The organism is Streptomyces sp. O3 (genome assembly GCF_054788135.1).
This window is the reverse complement of record NZ_JBTVYK010000002.1, coordinates 150,317-172,672: the sequence shown is the minus strand read 5'-3', so window position 1 is coordinate 172,672 and position 22,356 is coordinate 150,317. Positions and strand designations below refer to the sequence as shown.

Below are 22,356 nucleotides of genomic sequence, written 5' to 3'. Positions count from 1 at the left end.
CGTGTCGCGTCCCAAGGGCTCCTTGGCCGCACACGACGGCCCCCTGACCGCACGGCGGCGCGGGGCGACCTGACGCGTTCCGTGCCGCCGCGCACCCACCGACTCGTACCGCGCCGCCGTGCACCCCATGACTCGTACCGCGCCGCCGCACGTCCCATGACTCGTACGGCGTCCGATATCTCGAACATTGGAGTTCCGTGACCGCCCCGTCAGTACCTCGCCGCCCCGGCGTCGACGCCCTCACCCGTCTGGGCCACGCCGTGCCCGCACACGACGCGGCCGACGCCTCGCCGCACTCCTTCCCCGACGGCGGCGTCTGGCGCACCGAGATCCCCTCGGTGGAGGGCCCCGAGGCGGTGTCCGTCGTCCTCAAGGAGAGCGCGCGCCTCGATGTGCCCGTCCACCGGATCAGCCAGGGCAGCGGCGTGTGGATGCTGTCCGACGCCGAGATCACCGAGATGGCCGAGTCGACCGCCGAACGGGACATCGAGCTGTGCCTGTTCACCGGGCCGCGCGGCACCTGGGACACCGGCGCGTCGGTGCGCGCCGACGCGGGCGGCGCCGGACCGCGCGCCCGCGGCCACGACGCGCTCGCCGGGTGCGTCGAGGACGCGGTGCGCGCCACGGAGCTGGGCGTCAGATGCCTGCTCGTCGCCGATGAGGGCGTGCTGTGGCTGCTGCACCGCGCCCGTGTCCAGGGGATCATTCCCGGCGACACGACGCTGAAGCTGTCCGCGCTCGTCGGCCCGGTCAACCCGGCCTCGTACGCGGTCTACGAGCAGCTCGGCGCGGACTCGCTGAACGTCCCCTCCGATCTCACGCTCGCCCATCTCACCGAGATCCGGCGGATCTCGGCCGCCCCGATGGACATGTACGTGGAGGCCCCGGACGACCTCGGCGGCTATGTGCGGATGTACGAGATCGCCGAGCTGATCCGGCGCGGGGCCCCGCTGTACCTGAAGTTCGGCCTCGCCAGGGCGGCCGGAATCTACCCGTACGGGGCGCACCTGCGTGATCTCACGCTCGACACCGCCCGCGAGCGCGTACGGCGTGGCCGTCTCGCCCTCGACCTGCTGGCCCGGCACGGCGCCGACGGCGGCATGTCGCCGCTCGGCTCCCGTGCCCCCGGCGCGCTGAACCGGTTCGGCCCGCCGCCCGTGCTCACCGAAGAGCTGCTCACCGTCACGACCGAGAGGGACTCATGATCACGCGCATCCGCACTCGTGTCCGTACCCGCGCCGCGGCCACGGCCGCCGCCGGTCTCGCCCTCAGCCTCTCCCTCGCGGCCTGCGGCCAGGACAGCGAAGGCGGCAGCAGGGAGAAGAAGGACGCCGAGGACGCCACGGTGGGGATCGCGATGCCCACCAAGTCCTCCGAGCGGTGGATCGCGGACGGCGACAACGTCGTCAGGGACCTCAAGGCGGCCGGGTACCGGACCAAGCTGGTCTACGGCGAGGACGACCCGGACCAGCAGGTCTCGCAGATCGAGAACCTGATCACGCAGGGCGTGGACGCCCTGGTCGTGGCGGCCATCGACAACAAGTCGCTGGGCAATGTGCTCCAGCAGGCGGCCGACGCCGACATCCCCGTCATCTCGTATGACCGCCTGATCCTCAACACGGAGAACGTCGACTACTACGCGTCCTTCGACAACGAGAAGGTCGGCGAGCTCCAGGGCGACTACATCGTCGAGAAGCTCGGCCTGAAGGGCGGCGGCGAGAAGGGCCCGTTCAACATCGAGCTCTTCGCGGGCTCCAACGACGACAACAACACGCGCTATTTCTTCCACGGCGCCATGAAGGTCCTCCAGCCCTATATCGACAAGAAGCAGCTCGTCGTCCGCTCGGGCCAGACCGACCTCAATCAGGTGACCACGCTGCGCTGGGACGGCGGCACCGCCCAGAAGCGCATGGACGACCTGCTGACCTCGGCCTACGGCACGGAGCGGGTGGACGCCGTCCTCTCGCCGTACGACGGCATCTCCATCGGCATCCTGTCCGCCCTCAAGTCCGACGACTACGGCGGCGACGGCAAGCCGCTCCCCGTCGTCACCGGCCAGGACGCCGAGGTCGCGTCGGTGAAGTCGATCATCGCGGGCCAGCAGACGATGACGGTCTACAAGGACCTCCGCAAGCTCTCCAAGGTCGCGGTGAACATGGTCGACGCGGCGCTCAAGGGCGAGCGGCCGGAGATCAACGACACCGAGTCGTACGACAACGGCAAGAAGGTCGTCCCGGCCTTTCTGCTGAAGCCGGTCGGCGTGGACAAGACGAACTACGAGCGGGAGCTGGTCGACTCCGGCTACCTCAAGGCCGACGACCTCAAGTGACCCACGGCTCCTGACCAGAAAGGCACGGCCATGGCGGGACCCGTCCTGGAAATGCGCTCCATCGTCAAGACCTTCCCCGGAGTCAAGGCCCTGTCGGATGTCAGCCTGACGGTCCGTCCGGGTGAGATCCACGCGATCTGCGGGGAGAACGGCGCCGGCAAGTCGACCCTGATGAAGGTCCTCTCCGGGGTCCATCCGCACGGAAGTTACGCGGGAGAGATCCTCTTCCAGGGCGAGCCGTGCCGGTTCAGGGACATCAGGGCCAGCGAGCGGCACGGCATCGTGATCATCCACCAGGAGCTCGCCCTGGTCCCGCAGCTCTCCCTCGCCGAGAACATCTTCCTCGGCAACGAGCACGCCGCCCGCGGGGTGATCGACTGGCACGACACGCTGCGGCACGCCACCGAGCTGCTGCGGCGGGTGGGGCTCCGGGACAGTCCGCGGACGCGGGTCTCGGACATCGGCGTGGGCAAGCAGCAGCTCGTGGAGATCGCCAAGGCGCTCTCCAAGGAGGTCAAGCTGCTGATCCTCGACGAGCCGACGGCCGCGCTCAACGACGAGGACAGCGGCAAACTCCTGGATCTCGTCCTGGAGTTGAAGGACCAGGGCATCACCTCGATCATCATCTCGCACAAGCTCAACGAGATCGGGCGGATCGCCGACTCGGTGACCATCCTGCGCGACGGCAGGTCGATCGAGACCCTCGACCTGCGAGCCCCGGAGACCACCGAGGAACGGATCATCAACGGGATGGTCGGCCGGGACCTGGACCACCGGTTCCCCGAGCGCACCCCGCGCGACACCGACGCGGACGCCGCGCCCGCCCTGGAGATCCGGGACTGGACCGTGCACCACCCGGTCGACCAGCGGCGCAAGGTGGTCGACCGGGTCTCGCTGTCGGTGCGCCGCGGCGAGATCGTCGGCATCGCCGGGCTGATGGGCGCGGGCCGCACCGAACTCGCGATGAGCGTCTTCGGCCGGACGTACGGGCGCTACGCGGGCGGCACAGTACGGAAGGACGGCAGGGAGATCCGGACGAGGTCCGTTCCGGAGGCGGTCGGGCACAAGATCGCGTACGTCACCGAGGACCGCAAGCACTACGGCCTCAACCTCATCGACACCATCGGCCGCAATATCTCGCTGACCGCCCTGTCGAAGGTCGCCCGCCGCGGCATCGTCGACGAACACGAGGAACGCCAGGCCGCCGAGGGCTACCGCAGGAGCATGAACATCAAGGCGCCGACGGTGTTCGAGCCGGTCGGCAGGCTGTCCGGCGGCAATCAGCAGAAGGTCGTCCTCAGCAAGTGGATCTTCGCGGATCCCGATGTGCTGATCCTGGACGAGCCGACCCGCGGGATCGACGTGGGCGCCAAGTACGAGATCTACACCGTGATCGACCGGCTGGCCGCCGAGGGCAGGGCGGTGGTGTTCATCTCCTCCGAACTGCCCGAGCTCCTCGGCATGTGCGACCGGATCTACACCATGTCGGCAGGCCGGATGACCGGGGAGCTGCCGCGCGCCGAGGCGACGCAGGAGTCGCTGATGCGACTGATGACGGACCACTCGTCGAAGAACACCCCACAGATCACCCCACAGATCACCCAGCACACCACTCAGCAGATCACTCAGCAGATCACTCAAGGGAAGCGGTAAGAGGATGCGCACGAATCTGACGGCCGACTCCCCGGCCGACGCGCCGTCCGGCGACGGTGGCACGGGCGGCGGCGGCACGGGCAACGGGGGCGGCGGCCTGGTCGCGCTGATGCTGGCCGGGCTGCGGGGCAACATGCGGCAGTACGGCATGCTGACGGCCCTCGGCCTGATCGTGGCGCTGTTCGCCGTGTGGACCGGCGGTGACCTGCTGCTGCCGCGCAACGTCTCCAATCTGGTGCTGCAGAACAGCTACATCCTGATCCTCGCGATCGGCATGATGCTCGTCATCATCGCGGGCCATATCGACCTGTCGGTCGGCTCGCTGACCGCGTGTGTGGGCGCGGTGGCGGCGGTGCTGATGGTGCGGCACGATCTGCCCTGGCCCGCCGCGGTGGTCCTGTGTCTGCTCCTCGGCGCGCTCGCGGGGTCCCTGCAGGGCTTCCTGATCGCGTATCTGGGCATCCCGTCGTTCATCGTCACGCTCGCCGGGATGCTGCTCTTCCGCGGCATCACCGAGATCGTCCTCAAGGGGCAGACGCTCGGGCCGCTGCCGGAGGGCCTGCAGACGATCGCCAACGGCTTCCTGCCGGAGACCGGCCCGGACACCAACTACCACAATCTCACCCTGCTGCTGGGCTTCGCGCTGATCGCGTTCGTGGTGGTGCGGGAGGTGCGGGACCGCGGCCGCCAGCGGGAGTTCGCGCTCGACGTCCTGCCCGCCAGGCTGTTCGCGCTGAAGCTCGTCGCGCTGGTCTCCGCCATGCTCACCGTGACGCTGCTGCTCGCCAGCTACAAGGGCGCCCCGGTGGTACTGCTGATCCTCGGCGTGCTGGTCGTCGGTTTCGGGTACGTCATGCGGAACGCGGTCATCGGGCGGCATGTGTACGCGATCGGCGGCAACCTTCCGGCCGCGAAGCTGTCCGGCGTGAAGTCCCGGAAGGTCACCTTCCTGGTCTTTCTGAACATGGGCGTGCTGGCCGCCCTCGCGGGCCTGGTCTTCGCGGCCCGGTTCAACGCGGCGTCCCCCAAGGCCGGACTCAACTTCGAACTGGAGGCCATCGCGGCCGCGTTCATCGGGGGTGCGTCGATGAGCGGCGGCGTCGGCACCGTACTGGGCGCGATCATCGGCGGCCTGGTGCTCGGCGTCCTGAACAACGGCATGAACCTCGTCGGCGTCGGCACCGACTGGCAGCAGGTCATCAAGGGACTGGTGCTGCTGGCGGCGGTCGGCTTCGATGTGTGGAACAAGCGCCGGGTCGGTTCATAGCGTCACGGGACCGGCGACAGGGCCGTATGGTCCCGGCCAGTACGGTGCGGGGGGGTGGCCGGTCAGCGTCGGACGCGCCAGGTCACGTCGGTCCGGAGGGTCCGGGCGACGCGCGGGTCGCGGACGGCGTCCGTGGGGTCGCTGACGCGGAGGGTGAGCTCGTGCTTCCTGTCATCACGGGCCCGCAGACCGAGTTCGGACACCCGTACCGAGGTCCGGCCCGCCAGCGCGTCGATCCGGCGGCCGTCCAGATACCACTGAACGTCCAGCCGGGCGGCGCCGTACAGCGTCGGCAGCGCGGCGCGCGCGGTGTCGCGTGTGCGCAGCGGGCGCTTGGTGGGGGTGACGGGGGTGGCGAGCGCGGCGTGCCGGTGGAAACCGGCGATCATCGCCTCGGTTCCGGGCAGGTTGAAGGGCTTGCCGAGCACCCGCATCAGGGACGCCTCGGTGGGCCGGTTCAGGCCCGTCACGTAGTAGCCGCCGCCCTCGTACGCGCCGACCGTGCCCCCGTCCGGGGAGGTCTCGCCGAGCCAGCGGTGCCACTTGGTCCGGCTGTCGCGCAGCTGGTCGGCGGTCAGTGTGGAGAGGTTGGCGTCGTCGGGCTCAGGGCCCGTGTACTCCTCGTAGCCGGGGTAGTCCGGGTAGAAGTACTCGTCGGCCAGCTTGCCGAGCGAGTGTCCGGTCTCGTGGAGAGCGACCTGGCCCGACTGCGCGTTCCCGGCGGACGCGGTGGCTATCCCCTCGTAACCGAGCCTCGGGTTGGGGGTGTTGTAGCCAGCGCCGCCGTACTTCTCGCTGTTGGCGAGGACCATCACCAGTTCGACTTCGGGGGTCCTGGCGACGTACGCGTCGACCTTGCCCTCGTCCACGCAGAGCAGCCGCTCGATGTCGGAGCACCAGAAGTACGAGCCGAGCGCGGTGTCCCGGACGACGCCCTGGTCCGGGTCGCCGGAGACCCCCGACTCCTTCGAGACCGCGTCCACGGCCCAGACGTTGAACAGGTTCTGATAGGTGGTGTACGGCTCGACGGCGGTGATCTCGCCCCACCGCTCCTTGACGTCGGTGTGGAACTGGCCGAGTTCGGCGGCGGTGTAGCCGTCTCCGACGAAGACGACGTCGAGCCGGTCGCCGCTCGGGCCGTTGTCGATGACTTTGCTGACCCGGCCGTCGGTACGCGCCTCGGCGGGGGTCAGCGCACGCGGCGAGGCGGCTTTCTTGCCGCGTACGGGGACCCTGGCGTAGCCGGATCCGGCCTCGGGGTGGTCCTGCCCTCCCCTGTGTGCGGCGTGCTCCGCGCGTTCGGGGCCGGGGATCTCCACGCGGACCCGGTCGGTCTCCGGGCCCGCGGAGGCGGCGGTGGGTGCGGCGGCGAGGGCGCAGGCCGCGGCGACGGCCGCCGCGACCGCCCCCGTGGATCTGCGGATGGATGCGCGCAAGAGGTCCTCCAGGAGGCTCAGTCGAGTGAGATTAAGTTCAGGCATCACTGTGCTTAATCGCGCGCTTAACCTAGAGGGGCTTCCCGTGACGCACAATGCCTGCAGAGCCGTCAGGGGGCACGAAGGAGGACCCGCCATGGACGAACCCGCAGAGATCGGGCGCCGTATTCTGCGGTGGCGCACCCAACGCGGCCTCACCCAGCGGCAGCTGGCGGAGCCGAAGTACACCGCGGCGCACGTCTCCACGCTGGAGTCGGGCAAGGTGCGCCCCTCCGAGGCCGCCCTGCGTTTCTTCGCCGAGCAGCTCGGCACCACCTTCGAGGAACTGGCCACCGGCCGGCCCGCCCACCTCGCCACCGAGCTGCGGCTCGCCCTCGCCGACGCGCAGCGCGCGCTGGCCACCGGGACTCCCGGCGAGGCCGCCGTCCGCTACCGGGAGCTGCTGGCCGAGGCGGAGCGGCTGGCCCTGGCGCCGGAGCAGGCGGCGGCGAGCACGGGGCTCGGCGAATGCGCCCTGGAGAGCGGTGAACTGGCCGAGGCCCGCGCCCGCTTCGAGGCGGCCGAGCGGCTGCTGGCCGCCGAGCCGCCGCCCCGCCGGGCCCGCGCGATCCGCGGCCGGGCCGTGGCCCATCTGCTCGCCGGTGAACTCCGCTACGCCTGCTACGTCCTGGAGACCGCGCTCGACGAGCTCAACACCAGCGGGCTGCACGACCCGGACGCGCTGGTCCTGCTCTACGCCGCGGCCATCGGCCCGTACATGGACATGGGCGCCCATGTGCGGGCCGCCCACGCCGCCGACATCGCCCTGGCGCTCGCGCCGCGGGTGTCCGACCCGGCCCTGGTCGCGGGCATGCACCGCAGTGTCGCCCGCACCCTGCTCGCCGAGGGCCGGATCGCCGAGGCGGACACCTCGATCGCCAAGGCGCAGGAGCTCTACCAGCAGCTGCATCTGCGTACCGAGCTCGCGCACTGCCACTGGATGCGCGGCTATGTGCACGCGCAGCACGGCGCGTTGGAGGACGCCGAGCGTGAACTGCGGATCGCCCAGGGCGCGCTGGCCGCCAAGCGCGCGTCGCTGTTCACCGCCCAGGTGGAGGTCGAGCTGGCCGACGTGCTGCGCCGCCGCGGCCGCCACGAGGAGGCGCAGGCCCTGCTGACCCGTCTTCTGGACCTGTCCGGTGAGCGAGGCGCCGTCCACGCGGCGGGCGCGCACCGCCTCCTCGGCCTGATCGCCGAGGACCGGGGCGACCTCAAGGACGCCGAGCGCTCCTACGACAACGCCCTGGTGCTGCTGGCGCGCAGCGGGGCCGCGGGCGACCTCGCCGACCTGTGCCGCCTGCGGGGTGACCTGCTGCGCCGTACGGGGCGTCCGGAGGCGGCGATGGACGCCTACCGCACCGGCCTCGGCCACCGCGCCGCACCGGGCACGACGACCCTCGGACCGGCGCCGGAGCGGCCCCCGGTCCCGTTCATCTGAGAGCGGTCCACTCCCCCGCGCCCGGAACCGGGTCGTGTACCGTCGGCGCCGCTGCTTTCCACAACCCCTTTCCTAACCTCTTGCCGAGAGCGTGTGCCGGGTCATAGCCTTCGTCGCGTCGGCGGAGATCTCACGTCGGCAGAGCTCCGCCGGAGGCGCGGAGATCCACCGGCGCGGAGGGGAAACCTCGTGAAGCGCACATCCCGCGACATCCGTACCGCCAACCGCTACGGCGTGCTGCGGCAGCTCATCGCCGCGTCGCCCGCGTCCCGGCAGGAGTTGGCGGCGGCCACCGGGCTGAGCCTGGCCACCGTAGCCACCCTGGTCGGCGAACTGACGGACCTCGGGATGGTCACCGAGGTCGGCTACGAGGACTCCGCCGGAGGCCGCCCGCGCGGTCTGGTGTCGGTGCACGCGGCGGGCGGTGCGCTGGTCGGCGTGGACGTGGCGGAGACCTATGTGCAGGCCGAGCTGTTCGACCTGGCGCTGCGGGTGCTGGCGCGCGCGGAGCGGGAGGTGAGTCCGCGGGAGAACCGTCCGGACCAGATCGTCGCGCATATCGTCGCCGCGGTCGAGACCGTCGTCGAGGACGCGCCGGTGGATCCGGGGGCGGTCCTGGGGGTGGGGGTCAGCGTGCCGGGCCAGGTGGACCGCGAGGGCGGCAGCGCCGTCTACGCGCCCAACTGGGACTGGCACGACGTGCCGCTGCGCGGCATGCTCGCCGAGCAGCTGCCCTACCCCCTCCACCTGGACAATCCGCTGCACGCCTGCACGGTCGCCGAGTTGTGGTTCGGGGCCGCCAGGGGCCGCGACGACGCCGTGGTCGTCAATCTCGGTACGGGGGTGGGGGCCGGGCTCGCCTTGGGCGGCGCGCTGCACCGGGGGTCCGCCAACACCGCTGGCGAGTGGGGCCATATGACGCTCGTGCTGGACGGGCGGCTGTGCCGGTGCGGCAACCGCGGCTGTGTGGAGACCTATGTCGGCGCGCCGGGCATCATGCGGCATCTGCGCGAACTGAACCCGCGGAGCCCGCTGTTGCACCCGGACGACCAGACGGCGACCATCGCCGCGCTCGCCGCGGCGGCCGCCGACGGCGACCCGGAGGCGGTGCGGGTGGTGCGCGAGACCGCGCGCTATCTCGGCGCGGCCATCGCCGGTCTGGTCAACCTGGTCAACCCGGAAGTGGTCGTCCTCAGCAGCTGGGTGGCGGTCAGGCTGGGCCGCCCGCTCCTGGACGCGGTACGCCAGGCGGTGGCGCGGCACGCGCTGCCGCGGCCGCTGTCCGCCGCCGAGATCGTGATCTGCCCGATTCCGGGCGACCCGGTGAGCCTCGGCGCGGCGACGTTCGCGCTGGAAGGCGCGCTGGCGTCGGCCGGTCACCGGACCCGCCGCACCACCGGCACGGCAAGCACCCGCGGCACGCCCGCGTAGCCGACCCACGGAAAGCCGTCACGCGAAATCCGTCATACGGAAGGTTCCTGGCATGACTGTCTCGTACGTCGAAGCCGTGTCGCCCGGCCGGGGGACGCTCCCGCCGCGCGCCTGGTACCCGGAGTCCGACGCCGCCTCGCTCTCGCTGAACGGCCGCTGGCGCTTTCGGCTGTCGCCGACGGCCGACGCCGAGGACGCCTCGTTCGCCGCCGTCGGATACGACGCCGGGGACTGGGACGAGGTGACGGTGCCCGGCCACTGGGTGCTCCAGGGCGACGGGGCGTACGGCGCGCCGATCTACACCAACCATCTGTACCCGTTCCCGGTCGACCCGCCGCGGGTGCCGACCGAGAACCCGACCGGCGACCATCTGCGTCTCTTCGACCTGCCGGACGACTGGCCGGGCGACGGGGACGCGACCCTGCGCTTCGACGGCGTGGAGTCCTGCGCGAAGGTCTGGCTCAACGGCGAGGAGCTGGGCGAGTTCCAGGGCTCTCGGCTGCCGCACGAGTTCGCGGTCGGCGCGCTGCTGCGGCCCGGCGGCAATGTGCTGGCCGTACGGGTGCACCAGTGGTCGGCGGGCTCGTATCTGGAGGACCAGGACCAGTGGTGGCTGCCGGGCGTCTTCCGCGAGGTGACCCTGCTGCACCGCCCGCCCGGCGCGGCGGGCGACTTCTTCGTGCACGCCTCGTACGACCATCTCAGCGGCACGGGCACGCTGCGCGTGGACAGCGAGGTTCCCGGCCGGGTGACCGTACCCGAGTTGGGCGTCGAGCTGGACACCGGCGAGCCGGTGACCGTCCCCGTCGAGCCGTGGACCGCCGAGACGCCCCGGCTGTACGAGGGGGAGCTGGCGACCGCGGGCGAGCGGGTGCCGCTGCGCGTCGGATTCCGTACGGTCCGCGTCGAGGACGGCGTGATCAAGGTCAACGGGCGGCGGGTGCTGTTCCGCGGCGTGAACCGGCACGAGTTCCACCCCGAGACCGGGCGGACGCTGGACCTGGACACCATGCGCCGCGATGTGGAGCTGATGAAGCGGCACAACATCAACGCCGTACGGACCAGCCACTATCCGCCGCACCCCGCGTTTCTGTCGCTGTGCGACACGTATGGGCTCTGGGTGATCGACGAGTGCGATCTGGAGACGCACGGCTTCGTGGAGCAGGGCTGGCGGGACAACCCGGTGGACGACGACCGCTGGACCCCGGCCCTGCTCGACCGGGCCGCCCGCATGGTCGAGCGTGACAAGAACCACCCCTCGGTCGTCATCTGGTCGCTGGGCAACGAGGCGGGCACCGGGCGGGGCCTCACCGCCATGGCCGCGTGGATCCGCGAGCGGGACGGCTCACGCCTCATCCACTACGAGGGCGACCTCGACTGCCGCGACACCGACGTGTACTCACGGATGTACCCGCCGCACGCCGAGGTCGACCTGATCGGCCGCCGCCAGGACGGCGGTTCCCGCAAGCGCCGCGAACTCCCCTTCATTCTCTGCGAGTACGGCCACGCGATGGGCAACGGCCCCGGCGGGCTCGCCGAGTACCAGCGGCTGTTCGAGGCGCACGCCCGCAATCAGGGCGGCTTCGTCTGGGAGTGGATCGACCACGGTCTGGCGCACCCCGAGCTGGGGTACGCCTACGGCGGTGACTTCGGCGAGGAGCTGCACGACGGGAACTTCGTCTGCGACGGCCTGCTCTTCCCGGACCGCACGCCGTCCCCCGGCCTGATCGAGTACAAGAAGGTCATCGAGCCGGTACGGATCGAGGGCGACGGGGCGGCCGGGACGGTCCGGATCACCAACGGGTACGACTTCACGGACCTCTCCCATCTCGTCTTCGCGTGGTCGTTCCAGGTCGACGGGGACACCGTCGACGCCGGTCCGCTGGCGGTGCCGCCCCTGGCCCCCGGCGAACGGGCGGAGGTCAAGCTTCCCGCGCCGCCGACACACGGCGGCACGAGCGCCGAGACCCAGTGGACCGTACGGGCGTTGTCCGTGGACGACGTCAACCATGAGGTGGCCTGGGGCCAGTTCGCGGTGACCGGACGCCCGAAGGCGGCGCCCGCCGTGGGCGACCGGCCGCACCGCTCCGAGCGGCTGATCACGCTCGGCCCGGCCTCCTTCGACGCCCGCACCGGCGAGTTGCGCACCGTCGGCCCGGTCGGGCTCACGCACGCCCCGCGCCTGGACGTCTGGCGGGCCCCGACCGACAACGACAACGGGGCCCCCTGGCAGCCGGACGCCCGCCACGGCCTGCTCTGGCGCGAACTGGGCCTGCACCGGATGCGCCACCGCCTGGACGCGGTGGAGGTGTCGGCCGAGGCGCTGACCGTACGGACCCGTGTGGCGCCCGCGGGGCGTGAGGCCGGGCTCGCCGTCCGCTACCGGTGGACGTCGGACGGCGCCCGGCTCCAGCTGACCGTGCGCGTCACCCCCGAGGGCGACTGGCGTCTGCCGCTCCCCCGGCTCGGTGTGCGGCTGGGTCTGGCGGGTTCGGCCGGTGTCGTGAAGTGGTTCGGCGGCGGCCCCGGCGAGGCCTATCCCGACACCGCGTCCGCGTCGATGGTCGGCCTGTGGCACTCGGATGTGGACGCCTTGCAAACCCCGTATGTCCGGCCGCAGGAGAACGGGGCGCGTGCCGCCGTCCGTTGGGCCGAGCTCGGCGGGCTGCGAGTGTCGGGCGAGCCGGAGTTCTGGTTCACGGCCCGCCGGTGGTCCACCGAGCAGCTGGACGCGGCGGAGCATCTGCCGGACCTGGTGCCCGGTGACACCGTGTGGGTCAACCTGGACCACCGGCAGCACGGCATCGGCTCGCAGTCCTGCGGCCCCGGCGTGCTGCCCCAGCACCGACTGCACGCCGATCCGGCGGAGTTCGCTTTCGTCTTCGCCGCGGCGGCACGCGAGTGACCACGCGGGGGTGACCGGCGCGCGCGGCGCGCGGCGCGGGCCGGTCCGCGCCGCGTCTCAGCGCAGCCGGATCACGTTCCAGGACAGCGGCTCCAGGACGGTGCGCAGAGCGCCGTCCCGGAGGGCGGTGCCCGGTACGTCGTGCGGCAGCACCCGCTCCGGCCGCGCGAGGGTGTTGCGAGCCTCGGGGTCCGCGTCGGCCAGGGCGCTGTGCTCGACGACCTCGGTCAGCTCCAGGCCGTGCAGGGCGACTTCGAGCGGGAGCGGCTCGTGCTGGTCGCGGTTGACGGCGAAGACGGTGACGGCGCCGTCCTCGCCGCGTACGGCGGTGGCGTGCAGCAGCGGGACCTCGCCGTACCGGCCGGTGGTGTACGTCGGCGAGTCCACCCGTACGTCGAGCACCCGCCCCCTGCCGTGCCGGGAGGCCTGCGCGAACGGGAAGAACGTGGTCTGTCTCCAGGCCGGGCCGCCCGGCTCCGTCAGGATCGGCGCGATGACGTTGACGAGCTGGGCCAGGCAGGCGACGGCCACCCGGTCCGCGTGCCGCAGCAGGGCGATCAGCAGGGAGCCGAAGACGACGGCGTCGGTGACGGTGTAGTTGTCCTCCAGGAGGCGGGGGGCCTCGGGCCAGTCGAGGGGGTTCTCCTCGGCCTCCCGCAGACTCTGGGACAGGTACCAGACATTCCACTCGTCGAAGGAGAGTCTGATCTTCTTAGTGGATTTGAGCCGGGCCCCCACGTGGTCGCAGGTGGCGACGACGTTCTCGATGAAGGACTCCATGTCGACGGCGGAGGCGAGGAACGAGCCGCGGTCACCGTCGAGTTCCTCGTAGTAGGCGTGCAGGGAGACATAGTCGACGACGTCGTAGGTCGCGGCCAGTACCGTGGCTTCCCAGGCGGCGAAGGTCTCCATGGACTGCCCGGACGAGCCGCAGGCCACCAGTTCGACAGCCGGGTCGGCCTGGCGCATCGCGCGGGCGGTCGCGGCCGCGAGGCGCCCGTACTCCTGGGCGGTCTTGTGGCCGGTCTGCCAGGGGCCGTCCATCTCGTTGCCCAGGCACCAGAGCCTGATGCCGAAGGGGTCCTTGTCGCCGTGCGCGGCGCGCAGGTCGGACAGGGCGGTGCCCGCGGGGTGGTTGGCGTACTCCTGGAGTGCGAGGGCCTCGGCGACGCCTCTGGTGCCGAGGTTGAGGGCCATCATCGGCTCGGCCCGCGGGCCGAGCTTCTTGAGGAAGGCGAGGAACTCGCTGAGGCCGAAGCGGTTGCTCTCGGTGGAGCGCCAGGCCAGGTCCAGGCGGCGGGGGCGTTCGCCGACGGGGCCGACGGAGTCCTCCCACCGGTAGCCGGAGACGAAGTTGCCGCCGGGGTAGCGGACGACGGTGACGCCGAGTTCGCGGATCAGGTCGAGTACGTCGCCGCGCAGTCCCGCCTCGTCGGCCGTCGGGTGGTCCGGTTCGTGGATGCCGGTGTAGACGCAGCGGCCGAGGTGTTCGACGAAGGAGCCGAAGAGGCGGGGATCGACCTCGCCGACGGTGAAGCCGGGGTGCAGGGTGAAGCGGGCGGATCGCGTCATGACTCCCTCGCGAGGGTTCGGTATATCGGATGTTGAGCGAATTTCCGGACAGCCGTCCAGACCGTATGCGGGGCCCGAACGCCGGGTCAACGGGCGGGTGTTCACGGCACTCCGCACCTCGGGGCGGGTGACGTACGGGAAAGGTCTCCCGCCGCGGCAACCTTTCCCGCCGACGGCGGAGACAGGGGTGGCGGAGGCGGCCTCGCGGCCGAGGGTTCCGGGGCCGCCTCCGCTTCACCACCCCCCGAGGAAAGGAACGACCGCTGTGAGCAGCAGCACCGGACGTCATCGCAAGACCCGCCCGCTCGCCGCCGTGGCCGCCGTCGCGGTCGCGGCGGGCGCGGGAGGCGTCTACCTGGGCCTCATGCCGGACGACGCCGAGGCCGCGGCGGGCACCCTCGTGGTGTCGTCCGTCCCGGCCCTGGAGAGCGCCGTCGCGAACGCGTCGGCGGGCACCGTGATCCAGGTGCGCGGCGGCACGTACCGGCCGACGAAGACGCTGAAGTCCAAGGCCAGCGGCACCTCTTCACAGCGGATCACGCTCACCGCGTACGGCAGTGAGAAGGTCCGGATCGACGGCTCGAAGCTGCCGGGCGGCTCCTGGCTGGCCGGGATCTACGGCAGCTACTGGACGATCGAGAACATCACCTTCCAGAACTCGCCCGCGCACGGCCTGGTGATCACCTCGTCCACCGGCGGCGTCTTCAGGAACCTCGTCACGGCCGACAACGGCAACACCGGGTTCACGCTGCGCGGCGACAACACCGTGAACAACCTGGTCCAGAACCTGGACAGTTACGGCAACTACGACGTGGAGAACCACGGGCAGAACGCGGACGGCATCGCGGTCAAGTTCGGCTCCGGCAGCGGCAACACGATCTCCCGCGCGCGTCTGTTCAACAACGCGGACGACGGGCTCGACTTCTGGCAGTTCGCCAGCCCGGTCACCGTCGAGAACAGCTGGGCCTTCGGCAACGGCAAGAACCGCTGGAACGACCCCGCCTTCGAGGGCAACGGCAACGGTTTCAAGCTCGGCGGCGGAGGCGCCACCGCGGCGCACATCGTGAAGTTCAACGCGGCCTGGGACAACACCAAGCACGGCTTCACCGAGAACAGCAACCTCGCCAAGTTCACCCTGTACCGCAACACGGCGTACGCCAACCGGCAGCACGGGTTCTACTTCGCCCAGAGCCCGGCGCGGCTGGCCAGGAACCTCGCCGTGTCCAACAGCAAGGGCCTGGCCAAGCTGGGCTCGCGCACGGTCTCGGCGGCCAACAACTGGGACAGCGGCGTGGCGACCCCGGCCTTCAGGTCCACCGACGCGGGCTCGGTGTACGGGGCCCGCCGGGCGGGCGGCGCGCTTCCGGCGACCGACTTCCTCGTGACGGGCACCGACGCCATCGGCGCCCCGATGAACTGACCCGCCTCGCCTAGGGTGCCGGGGCGAAGTCGCCCCGCCACTCGGCGCGTTCGGCCGAGGTGTCCGCCGCCACGCGGTAGGAGTCGCCGCCCGCGTCGCGCTGGCCCTCGGCGTGGTCGTACTGTCCGGCGAAGACATGCTCGCCGACCGGGACCGTGCGGCCGGGCTTGAGCGTCCACCGGTACACCAGGGCGCCGCCCTGTTCCCGTACCGTCACAGCGAAGTCGTCGGCGGGCAGCGAGCGCCAGTTCCCGGTGTCCGCGACCCGGCCGGTCTGCGCGACGCGCAGTTCGACGGTGAGCGCGGTCAGCGGTTTCTTCGTCTTGACCGTGATGTTGCTCTGTGCCCAGTACGCGGAGCTGCCGGGGTCGATGGAGCCGTCCGCCCACAGCAGTTCCGCGGCGGGCACGGACTTCGAGCCGGACGAAGCCCCTGACGCCGCTCCGGAACCGGGCCCCGAGCCGGACGCGGACTTCGACGGCGCGGGGTCCGGGGAGCGCTCGGCCTCGCCGGGCGGCGGGGACTTCGGCGGGTCCGCAGGCGGCCCAGACGGCCTCACCGGGGTACGGCCGGGGCCGGGGGACGCCGCGGGAGCGCCGGTCCCCGGCTCGGCCGCGGGCTCGGTGGCCTCCCGCGACGCGGGGCCCGGCGTCGTCGCCACGGTCCGCGGGGGCGTCTGGTCGCCGCGTACGGCGGAGGAGACGGCGTACCCGCCGAGCGCGAACACCCCGGCGACGGCGGCCGTCGCGCCCACCACCCGCACCCAGGACGCGGGTGACCGGTGCGGCGGCGGCAGCGCGCGAGGCGACCGGCGCTCGGCCATGCCCCGCTCGATCCGGGCGAGCATCCGCTCCCGATCGGGCTGGTGCGCGTGCGCGGCGCCCTTCAGACGCTCGCGCAGCTCGTCGTCCATCATGTCCTTCCCCCGGCGTCCACGGCGCTGGTGCGGATCCGTTCCGCGGTGGCGCGCGGGCCGAGCAGCCGCTGCAGTTCGGCCATTCCCTTGGACGTCTGGCTCTTCACCGTACCCACCGACACGCCCAGCGCCTGGGCGGTGTCCTTCTCGGACAGGTCGAAGGCGTGCCGCAGCACGACACAGGCCCGCTTGCGGAACGGCAGTCTGCCGAGCGCCGCCCGCACATCGACCACGGCGGGTATGTCGGGGTCGTCGGTCCTCGCGTCGCGCGGGGTCCAGAAGAGGGTGATACGACGCCGCTCACGGACCGCGCCGCGGATGCGGCTGCGCGCCATGTTGGCGACCACGCCCCGCGCGTACGCGACGGGGTGCTCCGCGGCGCGCACCCGGTCCCAGCGGTGCCAGAGCGCGAGCAGGGCGTCCGCGGCCAGGTCGTCCGCGTTGTCGGCGTCTGCGGTGAGCAGGTAGGCGAGGCGGGCGAGCGCCGCGTACTGCTGCTCGAAGAAGGCGTGGAACTCGGCGGCGGCAGCGACGTCCTCGCGGGCCTGCCGGTCACCTGCCCGCGCGGCCTCGGTCCCGCCGCGGATCGCACGCTCGTCCACACTTTCTCCGCACGTCGGGCCGTGGTTCGGCATTCCGCACAACATCTGTGATCCCGAACGTCGACACCGTAGAGTGACCCTGTTCATTGGTCAACTAGACGGCCGCGGACGGTCGGAGTACGACGTCGCCCGCCCCGCGGGCCGCGCGGTCGCCGCGCACCGTGCGCACGGTGAAGTCGCGCGCGGAGCCCTCCGCGCTGACCCGGAGGGCGTCGCCCTCGCGCACCGCGCGGAAGACGGCGGCCGCGGCGCCGTCCGGGCCGGGGACGGTGACCGTGGTGTCGCGGATGTCCGGGGTGACCAGCAGGGTGAGGTCGTCGAGCCAGTCCCCGTCCGGGCGCTGGTCGTCGGCGCCGAGCGGGAGCACCGCCCCAGGGCGTACGTACAGCGGCAGGCTGTCGAAGCCGTGGGTCTCGCGCCGCCAGGCGGGTCCGTTGACCGTCTCCCCCGTCAGCAGGTGGGTCCAGGCGCCTTCGGGCAGGTAGTACTCGACCTCGCCTTCGGCGCTGAACACGGGCGCCGCCAGCAGGTCGGGGCCGAGCATGTACTGGCGGTCCAGGGTGCGGCAGGCCGGGTCGTCCGGGAACTCCAGGAGCATCGGGCGCAGGACGGGCACGCCGGTGCGGTGCGCCTCGGCCGCCGCCCCGTACAGATAGGGCATCAGCCGGTGCTTGAGCAGGGTGAACTTCCGTGCCACGGCGACCGCTTCCACGCCGAACGCCCACGGCACCCGGTAGGAGACGTTGCCGTGCAGACGGCTGTGCGAGGAGAGCAGCCCGAAGGCCAGCCAGCGCTTGAACACCGCGGGGTCCGGGGTGCCCTCGAAGCCGCCGATGTCATGGCTCCAGAACCCGAAGCCGCTCAGCGACAGCGAGAGACCGCCGCGCAGCGACTCGGCCATGGCCTCCAGCGACGCGAAGCAGTCGCCGCCCCAGTGCACCGGGTACCGCTGCCCGCCCGCCGTGGCCGCGCGGGCGAACACCACCGCGTCGCCGCGCCCCCGCTCCTGTTCGAGCAGGTCGAAGACGACCTGGTTGTAGAGCTGCGCGTAGTAGTTGTGCATCCGCTGCGGGTCGGAGCCGTCGTGCCAGACCACATCGGTGGGGACGCGCTCGCCGAAGTCCGTCTTGAAGCAGTCGACGCCCAGGTCGAGCAGGGCACGCAGCTGGTCCGTGTACCACCGGCGGGCGCCGGGGTGGGTGAAGTCCACCAGCGCCATACCCGGCTGCCACAGGTCCCACTGCCAGACGTCGCCGCCCGGCCGGGTGACGAGGAAGCCGGCCGCGGCGGCCTCGGCGAACAGCGGGGACTTCTGGGCGATATAGGGGTTGATCCACATGCTGACGCGCAGTCCGCGCTCCCTGAGCCTGGCCAGCATGCCCTGCGGGTCGGGGAACACCTCCGGGTCCCAGCGGAAGTCCGTCCACTGGTACTCGCGCATCCAGAAGCAGTCGAAGTGGAAGACGCTCAGCGGGATGTCGCGCTCGGCCATGCCGTCCACGAACGAGGTCACGGTGTCCTCGTCGTACGGGGTGCAGAAGGAGGTCGTCAGCCACAGCCCGAACGACCAGGCCGGGGGCAGCGCGGGGCGGCCGGTGAGCCCGGTGTAGCGGCGCAGCACGTCCTTCGGCTCCGGGCCCGCGACGACGTGGAACTCCAGCGACTGGTCCTCGACGCTGAACTGCACCTGGCCGACCGACTCGGACCCGATCTCGTACGAGACCCGCCCCGGATGGTTGACGAAGACGCCGTAGCCGCGCGACGAGAGGTGGAAGGGGACGTTCTTGTACGCCTGTTCGCTGCTGGTGCCGCCGTCGGCCTGCCAGACGTCGACGCTCTGGCCGTTCTTGACGTACGGCGTGAAGCGTTCGCCGAGGCCGTAGATCTGTTCGCCGACGCCGAGCGCCAGCTGCCCGATCATGTGGTGGGCCCCGTCGGGTGTGGTGGCGAAGGCGGTGCCCTTGCGCTCGACGGCGGTCAGGCGGCGTCCGTCGGCGTCGAGGAACTCCAGGCGCCACGGCGCGGCGGAGTCCAGGCGCAGGGTCAGCGGGCCGCTGGTGAGTTCGGTGACCGTGCCCTCGCGGCGCACCTTGGCCGCGCCGCCGACACCGCCGGCGCCGTCGGTGTCGGCGCCGGGCAGGGCGAAGTCGGGGCCGCGGTGCGCGGTGCCCGCGTGGTGGGTGGCGCGTACGCCGATCACGCCGTCGGCCGGGGAGAAGCATTCGACGGTGATCAGCGCGGAGTTGAGGGTGTCGCCCCGGTCCCGTACGCGCCGGACCGACGCGTACGCCGTGAAGTGGCCGTCTCCGGTGCGCAGGTCGCGTACCTCGGTGGCGTACGAGGCCTGGACGCCGTCGCGCATCAGCCAGAAGCCGTCGGTGAACTTCATCGCGTGGCGCTCCTCGGGTGCGGCGGGGACGGGAAGGAGAGGTGTGCCAGGCGTACGGGGCCGCGCAGCCTGACCCGTACGTCGTGCACACCTCGGGCGGTGAACGCGGCGGAGCGGGCGGTGTAGACGTACGGGCCGCCGGTGTACGGGACGGCCAGGGTCGCCGTGGTGTGCGGGCCAGTGCCCCGGCTGGTGGGCGCGGCGCTGTGCGCGGTGGTCACCTCGACGGTTCCCTCGCCCGCGACGGTCGCCTCGACGGCTGTGACGCCGCCTTCGAAGTCACAGGCGGTGAACAGCAGTTCGCCTTCTCTGGGAGCGCCGTCGGCCGTGGTCACCGCGTCGCCCGCCGCCCTGGCGCGGTCGACGATCTCGGTGCCCGACTGCCGGTCGTAGGCCACGGCCGCCAGCCCGGACTCGCGCACCGGCCTGGCGGTGACCGGGTCCGCGTCGATCTCGACGACGGCGGTGCGCCGGATGTCCGCGCTGGAGGCGCCCGCCAGCAGCTCGTACGCGCCGGACGGCACCGTCCAGCGGGCGTGCCGCACATCCCAGTGCCCGAGCTCCGCGAGCGGTATCCGGAACTCCAGGCGTCGCGCGTCGCCGACGCCGAGCGCGACGCGGCGGTGCGCGACGAGCTGCCGGGACGGCCGGGCCACCGGCCCGTGCGGTGCGCGGACGTACAGCTGGGCCACCTCGTCGGCGTCGACCGCACCGGTGTTGACGACGGTGAACGCGACCCGCAGCGCGCCGCCGTCCCGCTCGGCCGTCAGGTCCTCGTAGCGGAAGGAGGCGTAGGACAGGCCGTGCCCGAACGGGTAGAGCGGCGTCTTGGCGGAGTACAGGTACGTCTGGCGGGAGCCGATGACGTCGTAGTCGAACAGGTCGGGCAGGTCCGCGTCGGACGCGTACCAGGTCTGCGGCAGCCGCCCGGCCGGGGAGACGTCACCGGCCAGGACACGGGCCAGCGCGGTGCCCGCGGCCTGTCCGCCGTGCGCGGTCCACAGCAGCGCGGGCAGCGCGGCGTGCGCGTCGGCGACCGCGTACGGGTACGAGGAGACCAGGGCCAGCGCGGTGCGCGGGTTGGCGGCGCGGGCCGCGTTCCACAGCAGCCGCTGGTGCGGCGGCAGCGCCAGCGTCGTACGGTCCTCGGTCTCGCGGCCGTTGATGTGCGGGTCGTTCCCGGCGACCACGAGCACCGCGTCCGCGTCGGCGGCGGCGCGTGCCACGGCGTCCGCGCCGCGCTCGATGACCTCGACCTCGAAGACCTCTCCCTCGTCGGCAACCTTCACGCCGTCGGCGGCGACACCGACATACCGCCCCGTTCCCAGATGCCTGAGGAGGTACGTGTCATCGCCGCCCAGCCGCTCCAGCCGCTCCAGCCGCTCCAGCCGGAAAGTCTCCTGGACCACCCAGCCGCCCGGCTCGTCCGCCGACGCGCGGACGTATCCGTCGTCGGCGACCGAGAGATACCGGCCGTCGCGGGCGCGCAGCGTGCAGACGCCGTCGCCCCAGTCGACCAGGGCCAGTTCGGACCGCTCGGCGGGTTCGGTCCCCACGGTGAGCGGCGGGAGGTCACTGCGGCCCGCGAGCAGGGCCGGGTCGAGCGCGCCAGCGACGCCGGGCGCGGGCCCTCCGGTGCCGGCGTCGGCGTCGGGCGTCTGGAGCCAGCCCGCCGCGGTCTTCAGGCGTACCCGGTCGACGCCTTCGGCGAAGGTGACACGGGCTGGCCCGAAGCGCGCGCGGACGCCGTCCAGCGGCGTCGCCCGGCGGATCGGCGTGCCGCTGTACCAGTCGGTCTTCACCGTGTCGGCGAGTACCCCGACCACCGCGACGCGGGTCCCTTCCGGGAGCGGCAGCAGCCCGTCGTTCTTGAGCAGCACCACGGCCTGTTCGGCGGCCTCCCGTGCGAGGGACCGGTGCGCGGGGGTGTCGAAGCCGCGCCCGTGCGGGTCCGCGTACGGGTCGAGACCGGGGTCGAACTCGCCGAGCCGGAAGCGCACGGACAGGTGACGTCGTACGGCGGCGTCGATGTCCGCCTCGCTGATCAGCCCCCGGTCCAGCGCGCCGCGTATCCGTGCGGTCGTCGCCGACGCGTCGGTGCCGTGGTCGGTGAAGCTGTCCACGCCTGCCAGGAGTGCCGCCGCGGCGGCCTCCTCGTGGGTGGCGAAGTACTTCTGCGAGTCCGCCAGATTGCTGGGCGCCCCGGCGTCGGAGCACACCAGCAGGTCCTCGTCCGTCCACTGGCGCAGATGTTCGCGCAGGTACGGCGACACGTGGTTGGGGCGACCGTTGACCAGGTTGTAGGCGGGCATCACTCCGGCGACCGCACCGGCTTCGACGGCCCCGCGGAAGGCGCGCAGGTCGTACTCGTGCAGCACGCGCGGCGGCACGGAGGCCGAGGAGGTGTCCCGGTCGGTCTCGTTGTTGTGGGCGAGCCAGTGCTTGAGTACGGGGGCGGTACGCCAGTACACCGGGTGGTCGCCGCGCAGTCCGCGGGTGTAGGCGACGGCGAGCGCGGCGGTGAGCCGGGGGTCTTCCGAGTAGCCCTCCTCGCCTCGGCCCCACAGCGGGTGACGCAGCAGGTTCACGGTCGGCGCCCAGACGTTGAGGCCGACGCGCGGGTCGCGGGCGCGCATCGCCCGCGCCTCGGTGGAGACCGCCTCGCCGACCCGGCGCACCAGGTCGTCGTTCCAGCTCGCGCCGAGCCCCACCGCCTGCGGGAAGACGGTCGCCCGGCCCATCCAGGCGACGCCGTGCAGGGCCTCCTGGCCGGTGCGGAAGGGGCCGACGCCGAGCCGTTCGACGGCGGGCGCGAACTGGTGCAGCAGCGCGACGCGTTCGTCGAGCGTCAGCCGGTCCAGCAGGTCGTCGACGCGTCGGCGCAGGGGCAGTCGGGGGTCGCGGAACGGCGGCGGGCTCTCGGTCACGTACAGGACCCCTTGGCAGATAGGCGGAGACA

At 72.1% G+C, this 22,356-nt stretch carries 14 protein-coding genes; 8 read left to right on the top strand and 6 right to left on the bottom strand.

The window, feature by feature from the left end; genetic code table 11:
- Nucleotides 1–197 precede the first annotated feature (197 nt).
- Genes ACX6XY_RS02060 through mmsB form a run of 4 tightly spaced genes read left to right on the top strand, consistent with a single transcriptional unit; the run spans nt 198 to nt 5,249 of the window.
- Nucleotides 198–1,205, top strand: coding sequence for a hypothetical protein (locus tag ACX6XY_RS02060; RefSeq protein WP_460325606.1), 1,008 nt, complete (start codon nt 198–200; stop codon nt 1,203–1,205).
- On the top strand, nt 1,202–2,329 hold the full coding sequence (gene chvE, locus ACX6XY_RS02055) for a multiple monosaccharide ABC transporter substrate-binding protein (protein WP_460325604.1): 1,128 nt from the start codon (nt 1,202–1,204) through the stop codon (nt 2,327–2,329). Before ACX6XY_RS02060 ends, chvE begins: the two co-directional genes overlap by 4 nt.
- Before the next feature lie 30 nt (nt 2,330–2,359).
- Entirely contained in the window at nt 2,360–3,982 is a 1,623-nt protein-coding gene (gene mmsA, locus ACX6XY_RS02050; RefSeq protein WP_460325602.1) for a multiple monosaccharide ABC transporter ATP-binding protein, read from the top strand.
- 4 nt (nt 3,983–3,986) lie between these two features.
- The gene (gene mmsB / locus ACX6XY_RS02045; RefSeq protein WP_460325600.1) at nt 3,987–5,249 is read left to right on the top strand and encodes a multiple monosaccharide ABC transporter permease; all 1,263 of its coding nucleotides are present in this window, start codon (nt 3,987–3,989) and stop codon (nt 5,247–5,249) included.
- Nucleotides 5,250–5,311: 62 nt separating this feature from the next.
- On the opposite strand, the gene ACX6XY_RS02040 is transcribed toward mmsB, so the two are convergent.
- Complete coding sequence (locus ACX6XY_RS02040; protein WP_460325599.1) at nt 5,312–6,730, bottom strand: M64 family metallopeptidase; 1,419 nt, start codon at nt 6,728–6,730, stop codon at nt 5,312–5,314.
- Between the two features lie 91 nt (nt 6,731–6,821).
- Between ACX6XY_RS02040 and ACX6XY_RS02035 the strand changes: the two genes are divergently transcribed.
- The 3 genes from ACX6XY_RS02035 (at nt 6,822) to ACX6XY_RS02025 (ending at nt 12,498) form a co-directional block, all read left to right on the top strand.
- Entirely contained in the window at nt 6,822–8,162 is a 1,341-nt protein-coding gene (locus ACX6XY_RS02035) for a helix-turn-helix domain-containing protein (protein WP_460325597.1), read from the top strand.
- Nucleotides 8,163–8,351: 189 nt separating this feature from the next.
- Entirely contained in the window at nt 8,352–9,593 is a 1,242-nt protein-coding gene (locus ACX6XY_RS02030; RefSeq protein WP_460325595.1) for an ROK family transcriptional regulator, read from the top strand.
- A 52-nt stretch (nt 9,594–9,645) separates the two neighbouring features.
- Nucleotides 9,646–12,498, top strand: coding sequence for a glycoside hydrolase family 2 TIM barrel-domain containing protein (locus tag ACX6XY_RS02025; protein ID WP_460325593.1), 2,853 nt, complete (start codon nt 9,646–9,648; stop codon nt 12,496–12,498).
- Between the two features lie 57 nt (nt 12,499–12,555).
- Here ACX6XY_RS02025 and arfA read toward each other — a convergent pair whose 3' ends face one another.
- Nucleotides 12,556–14,070, bottom strand: a complete 1,515-nt coding sequence (gene arfA / locus ACX6XY_RS02020; protein WP_460325591.1) for an arabinosylfuranosidase ArfA — start codon at nt 14,068–14,070, stop codon at nt 12,556–12,558.
- A 265-nt stretch (nt 14,071–14,335) separates the two neighbouring features.
- On the opposite strand from arfA, the gene ACX6XY_RS02015 reads away from it, so the two are divergent.
- Nucleotides 14,336–15,490 carry a right-handed parallel beta-helix repeat-containing protein gene (locus tag ACX6XY_RS02015; RefSeq protein WP_460325589.1) on the top strand — a complete coding sequence of 385 codons (1,155 nt, stop codon included), beginning with the start codon at nt 14,336–14,338 and terminating at the stop codon, nt 15,488–15,490.
- 10 nt (nt 15,491–15,500) lie between these two features.
- Here the strand turns inward: ACX6XY_RS02015 and ACX6XY_RS02010 are convergent, their stop codons facing one another.
- The 4 genes from ACX6XY_RS02010 to ACX6XY_RS01995 form a co-directional block, all read right to left on the bottom strand.
- Nucleotides 15,501–16,406, bottom strand: a complete 906-nt coding sequence (locus tag ACX6XY_RS02010) for a hypothetical protein (protein WP_460325587.1) — start codon at nt 16,404–16,406, stop codon at nt 15,501–15,503.
- Nucleotides 16,403–16,993: a SigE family RNA polymerase sigma factor gene (locus tag ACX6XY_RS02005; protein ID WP_460325779.1), complete on the bottom strand. Its 591-nt coding sequence runs from the start codon at nt 16,991–16,993 to the stop codon at nt 16,403–16,405. Before ACX6XY_RS02005 ends, ACX6XY_RS02010 begins: the two co-directional genes overlap by 4 nt.
- 109 nt (nt 16,994–17,102) lie before the next feature.
- A complete protein-coding gene (gene yicI / locus ACX6XY_RS02000; protein WP_460325585.1) occupies nt 17,103–19,397 on the bottom strand; it encodes an alpha-xylosidase in 2,295 nt (764 codons plus the stop codon).
- Nucleotides 19,394–22,324: a glycoside hydrolase family 3 C-terminal domain-containing protein gene (locus tag ACX6XY_RS01995; RefSeq protein ID WP_460325583.1), complete on the bottom strand. Its 2,931-nt coding sequence runs from the start codon at nt 22,322–22,324 to the stop codon at nt 19,394–19,396. Before ACX6XY_RS01995 ends, yicI begins: the two co-directional genes overlap by 4 nt.
- Between the last annotated feature and the right edge of the window lie 32 nt (nt 22,325–22,356).

Excerpts from the sequence above, each read along its gene's own strand:
- ACX6XY_RS02040 (WP_460325599.1), bottom strand. The coding sequence starts at position 6,730 with ATGCCTGAACTTAATCTCACTCGACTGAGCCTCCTGGAGGACCTCTTG.
- ACX6XY_RS02025 (WP_460325593.1), top strand. The coding sequence starts at position 9,646 with ATGACTGTCTCGTACGTCGAAGCCGTGTCGCCCGGCCGGGGGACGCTC.
- arfA (WP_460325591.1), bottom strand. The coding sequence starts at position 14,070 with ATGACGCGATCCGCCCGCTTCACCCTGCACCCCGGCTTCACCGTCGGC.
- chvE (WP_460325604.1), top strand. The coding sequence starts at position 1,202 with ATGATCACGCGCATCCGCACTCGTGTCCGTACCCGCGCCGCGGCCACG.
- mmsA (WP_460325602.1), top strand. The coding sequence starts at position 2,360 with ATGGCGGGACCCGTCCTGGAAATGCGCTCCATCGTCAAGACCTTCCCC.
- yicI (WP_460325585.1), bottom strand. The coding sequence starts at position 19,397 with ATGAAGTTCACCGACGGCTTCTGGCTGATGCGCGACGGCGTCCAGGCC.
- mmsB (WP_460325600.1), top strand. The coding sequence starts at position 3,987 with ATGCGCACGAATCTGACGGCCGACTCCCCGGCCGACGCGCCGTCCGGC.
- ACX6XY_RS02010 (WP_460325587.1), bottom strand. The coding sequence starts at position 16,406 with ATGATGGACGACGAGCTGCGCGAGCGTCTGAAGGGCGCCGCGCACGCG.
- ACX6XY_RS02035 (WP_460325597.1), top strand. The coding sequence starts at position 6,822 with ATGGACGAACCCGCAGAGATCGGGCGCCGTATTCTGCGGTGGCGCACC.